Below are 4,579 nucleotides of genomic sequence, written 5' to 3'. Positions count from 1 at the left end.
ACAATCTAAATAAAACCTTATGCTATATTTTGGACAAATGTTTATATGGTAATAACAATGATTGTACGTCCATTAACTTTATCCTTATTGCTCGCTGTCTCTCTTCCGGCAGCGTTAGCAGGCTGTCAGTCTACTTCTGTTAATGATAAATCCAAACCTATTAACGAGCTGCTAATACAAGAAGCGCAACTAATGCAATGGTCAGCTCATTATGACTGGCAGTTAGCACAAGTGATTAATAAAAACGGTAATATCGTCAATATCGCAAAATTTACGCCGATTACCTTACAAGTAGAACCCAGTTCAATCAATTTTTATCAGGGCTGTGAACAGGATAGAATGGACTTTCATTCGATGTCCGCACCACCTTACCCCTATTACTCTCATCTTGCCAAAGTTCCAATGACTTGTAACGATAGCAATGACCCTGATAATAATACTGCAATTAAAGAGGATGAAAATATCCAAGCTTTGTTTGCCAAGTACATCCCTGTTAGACTTAATTTTGAGTTATTGCCATTTTCAGAATCAATATCGCAATCTACAACAGAATCTTCAAAATTGATGCCAGTCGATAAACGATTAGCTCCAAAACGCTTGGCGCTTAATATAGAAAATGGCAATCGCCTCATCTTTACAGGTTCAGCTAAACTACTATATGCTCTCACTGGATTGCCCATCACTAACGAAATATTGGAACAGTACGATTGGTAACTGGTCAGCGCCGTAAGTAACCACCACGATGAAAAAGGTCAATTCATTAAAAAATCCATGGGCAGTTTTTATCATCCTGACCACCCTATTTTATTAAGTTTTATGAGTTGGCCTGACAGTCAATACGCTGCTTTTAGCTCAGGCTGTAATGGCTCTCGTGTGCCTTATTTTTTACTAAATGATCATAGCTTTAAAGTTGGCACCATCATCAGTACAGTAATGGGCTGCGGTGAAACCGGCAATCGTATTGAGACGGCTCTTTTTCATCTCATGCGTGATAGTAGCAGTAAGCTGACTGACGTTAAGCTTGCAACCCTCAGAGTGAATTTCGACACCATCAAAAATTCAAACAGACATGCCTCGTTATAACCTATTGCAAACGATGGAAACAGGCGAAACCTTAGTATGGCAAAACTAAGTAAAGAAAATACCGTAAACAACTTTCAAATCCATAATCTACTTACATTTATTAACCGATTGTTGCGCATTTGATGAATAATTCCCTCAAGCGCCTAGCTATACTGATAAAGTAAATCATTGATGATGTTAAAAATACAAAATTAAAACGGAGATAATAATGAATAAGACAATGCTTGCAAGTGCGCTATTATGTGGTTCTGCTTTAGCAATGACAGGTTGCCAAACGCAAACGGTAGAAGGTCAGATGCAAACCGGCAATCCTTTAAACCAACCTGTATTAAAATCGACCATTAATGCTGTTGCTGGCGATAAAAATGAAGTCGGTCAAATGTTTTTGCGTCCAGTTGATGGCGGTGTACAGGTATACGGTAAGCTGATGAACTTGCAGCCGGGTAAGACAGTGTCCCTACACATCCATGAGACGGGTAGCTGTGCGGATATGGGGAAAGCAGCAGGTGGTCACTTTAATCCGGATAACAAGCCACACTCTAATCCAGATGACATGAATGGTCATGCAGGCGATTTGCCTAACCTAACGGCTAATGCCGATGGTGTTGCGACTATCAATTATGTAAATAAGAAAATCTCTGCCGCTGATGCTGGTAAATATAGCGTCAATCGCCTAGCCTTTATCGTACATAGCGGCGTTGACGATTACACCAGTCAACCAGCGGGTAATGCAGGTGATCGCGTGGCTTGCGGTATCATTGAAAAAGTCTAATAAGTTTTAAGATGAGAGCTTAATTGCATAAAAAAACCCTCTTAGCCAAATTATATGGTTAAGAGGGTTTTTTATTGTCGATAGAAAAACCGTTATTCTTCTACCCACTCGCCTTTACGCCAGTAAACGCCCCAACGTGTGGCTTTGCCATTTTTCTCAGAGCCGATATACTGCTCTTTTTTCTTACGCGACCAACGCAGAATGGTTGGATTACCATCCGGATCTTCATCTGGTCCTTCAAACAGATACTGGAATTTATCTTCCATTTTATCTTTAATCTCTCGCAGCTCAGCAAGCTTTGGCGGACGTGTCTCGCGCACTTTAGGGAACTTAGATGCGGCTAAGAACATGCCAGCCGCCCCTTCACGTAAGATAAAATAATCTTCATGCTTAACAGATTTTAACTCTGGTAGATGGATAGGATCCATACGTGGCGGCGCAGCCTCACCCGTTTTTAACACTTTACGGGTATTGTCACATTGCTGACAAGCAAAGTAAGGACCAAATCGTCCAGTCTTTAGCTCCATCTGCCCATCGCACTTATTACAGTCAATAGTTGGAGAATCAGAACCAGGAACTTCAAATTTGCCTTCTTCTAAGATGTAACCATCACAATCAGGATTGTTACCACACACATGTAGCTTAAGACCGCCATCAACGATATAACCATTCATTGCCGTGCTACATTTCGGGCAACGCTTTTTCTCCATCAAATCTCTGACTTCTGCCGCTTCATCATCACCTTCTGCATCATCAAGATTGGCAAAAGCTTCGACTGGCATTAAGTTCTTAGTACCTTTACAGCGCTCTTTTGGTGGTAAGTTATAACCTGTACACCCTAAGAATACGCCGGTTGAGCCTGTACGCAATTGCATTGGACGACCACAAAGATCGCAATGCACATCTGGTACATCAGTCGGATCATTTGGGCGCATGCCATCTTTTTCTTTAGCGCGATCGAGGGTCGTCTTGAAATCCCCGTAGAAATTATCGAGGACATCTTTCCAGTCTCTATCGCCTTCTGCGACATGGTCAAGCTTGTCCTCAAGCGCGGCGGTAAAGGTATAATCCATCAAATCTGGAAAACTTGCCGTCAGCCTGTCGGTAACGATATCGCCCATTTTTTCCGCAAATAAACGCTTGTTTTCAAGCTTCACATAACCACGATCTTGAATGGTTGAGATGATTGAGGCATAAGTCGATGGACGACCAATACCTTTCTTCTCAAGCTCTTTAACCAAGCTTGCTTCAGTGAAACGCGGTGGCGGCTTGGTAAAGTGTTGACTCGGATCAAGCTTATCTACCGTTAATTTATCGCCTTTTTTAACATCAGGCAATAAGTTGTCGTCGGTCTTGGCAGGTGGCATGACTTTAGTATAACCATCAAATATCAAGGTACGCCCGCGCGCTTTTAGCTCGACATCATCCGCAGCAACGAATAAGTTCACTGATAAATATTTTGCTGGTAACATCTGACAGGCCACAAACTGACGCCAGATTAGCTCATATAAACGTATCGCATCACGCTCAACAGCTTTAAGCTGCGTTGACTTCATATTGACGTTAGAAGGACGGATCGCTTCATGCGCCTCTTGCGCACCTTGTTTATTACCGTAGAAATTTGGCTTTTCTGGTACGTATTTCGCACCATAGCTGTCTTCGATATAGCCACGTACAGCAGCAAGTGCATCACCTGATAAAAAAGTCGAATCGGTACGCATATAAGTAATATGACCCGCTTCGTACAAACGCTGCGCCAAAATCATGGTTTTCTTAACTGAAAAGCCTAATCGTGTACTGGCTGCTTGTTGCAAAGTCGAAGTAATAAAAGGCGCGCTTGGACGTGACTGCGTTGGCTTTTCTTCACGTTCTTTGACGATAAAGTCATTTGCTTCAAGAATTTCTAATACTTTATCGGTCTGCTCTTTATTAACGAGCTTTAGCGTTTTTCCGCCTTGCTTGGTCGCTTCTAAACGAATACCAATTTGCTCAGCGTCTTTTTTGCTATTGGCGATATGAGTATCGGCATGAATCTGCCAATATTCTTCTGGAATAAAGGCGCGGATTTCATGCTCACGCTCAACAACCAAGCGCATAGCAACTGACTGTACACGACCGGCAGACAGACCACGAGCGACCTTTTGCCACAGTAATGGCGATACCATAAAACCAACCACACGATCTAAAAAACGACGTGCTTGCTGAGCATTAACACGGTCAATGTCGAGCTTGGACGGTTGTTTAAAGGCATTTTGAATAGCAGATTTGGTAATCTCGTTAAAGACCACGCGCTCATATTTACTGTCCGCGCCGCCGATGACTTCCTTGAGATGCCAAGCAATCGCCTCTCCTTCTCTATCCATATCCGTTGCAAGATAGATTTTGTCAGCATCTTTGGCTAAGGCTTTTAGCTCTTTAATGACCTTGGTTTTGTTTGGCAAGACTTCATAGACTGCTGCCCAATCATGCTCAGGGTCAACGCCCATGCGCCGTACCAATGCTTGCTGAGTTTTCTCTTCTTTGGTCAGGCTGTCATCTTTTTTGGTCGTTGCTGGTTTCTTTGCGCTTTTGCTCGCACCTACTGGCAAATCACGGACATGACCGATACTTGAGCGCACGATAAAATCATCACCCAAGTATTTATTGATGGTTTTTGCTTTGGCGGGTGATTCAACAATCACCAAAGACTTACGCTTTGGGCTGCCTTTGGGTTTGTCAGCAGCG

Annotated in this window: 4 protein-coding genes; 3 read left to right on the top strand and 1 reads right to left on the bottom strand. The window is 42.8% G+C overall.

Annotation, left to right across the window (positions count from 1 at the left end; genetic code table 11):
- Positions 1 to 57 precede the first annotated feature (57 nt).
- The 3 genes from VLN09_RS04455 (at position 58) to VLN09_RS04445 (ending at position 1,855) form a co-directional block, all read left to right on the top strand.
- Complete coding sequence (locus VLN09_RS04455; RefSeq protein WP_325244082.1) at positions 58 to 714, top strand: hypothetical protein; 657 nt, start codon at positions 58 to 60, stop codon at positions 712 to 714.
- Positions 715 to 816: 102 nt separating this feature from the next.
- On the top strand, positions 817 to 1,083 hold the full coding sequence (locus VLN09_RS04450) for a hypothetical protein (RefSeq protein ID WP_325244080.1): 267 nt from the start codon (positions 817 to 819) through the stop codon (positions 1,081 to 1,083).
- A gap of 208 nt (positions 1,084 to 1,291) precedes the next feature.
- The gene (locus VLN09_RS04445) at positions 1,292 to 1,855 is read left to right on the top strand and encodes a superoxide dismutase family protein (protein ID WP_325244078.1); all 564 of its coding nucleotides are present in this window, start codon (positions 1,292 to 1,294) and stop codon (positions 1,853 to 1,855) included.
- Positions 1,856 to 1,947: 92 nt separating this feature from the next.
- Here the strand turns inward: VLN09_RS04445 and topA are convergent.
- Positions 1,948 to 4,579, bottom strand: a 2,632-nt coding sequence (topA, locus tag VLN09_RS04440; RefSeq protein ID WP_325244076.1) for a type I DNA topoisomerase, incomplete at its 5' end; no start/stop codon positions are given.

The sequence above is a fragment of the Psychrobacter sp. genome (genome assembly GCF_035469765.1).
Lineage (GTDB): Bacteria > Pseudomonadota > Gammaproteobacteria > Pseudomonadales > Moraxellaceae > Psychrobacter.
Note: the sequence above shows the minus strand (reverse complement) of the source record. Positions and strands in the feature narration are given on the sequence as shown.

Excerpts from the sequence above, each read along its gene's own strand:
- VLN09_RS04455 (WP_325244082.1), top strand. The coding sequence starts at position 58 with ATGATTGTACGTCCATTAACTTTATCCTTATTGCTCGCTGTCTCTCTT.
- VLN09_RS04450 (WP_325244080.1), top strand. The coding sequence starts at position 817 with ATGAGTTGGCCTGACAGTCAATACGCTGCTTTTAGCTCAGGCTGTAAT.
- VLN09_RS04445 (WP_325244078.1), top strand. The coding sequence starts at position 1,292 with ATGAATAAGACAATGCTTGCAAGTGCGCTATTATGTGGTTCTGCTTTA.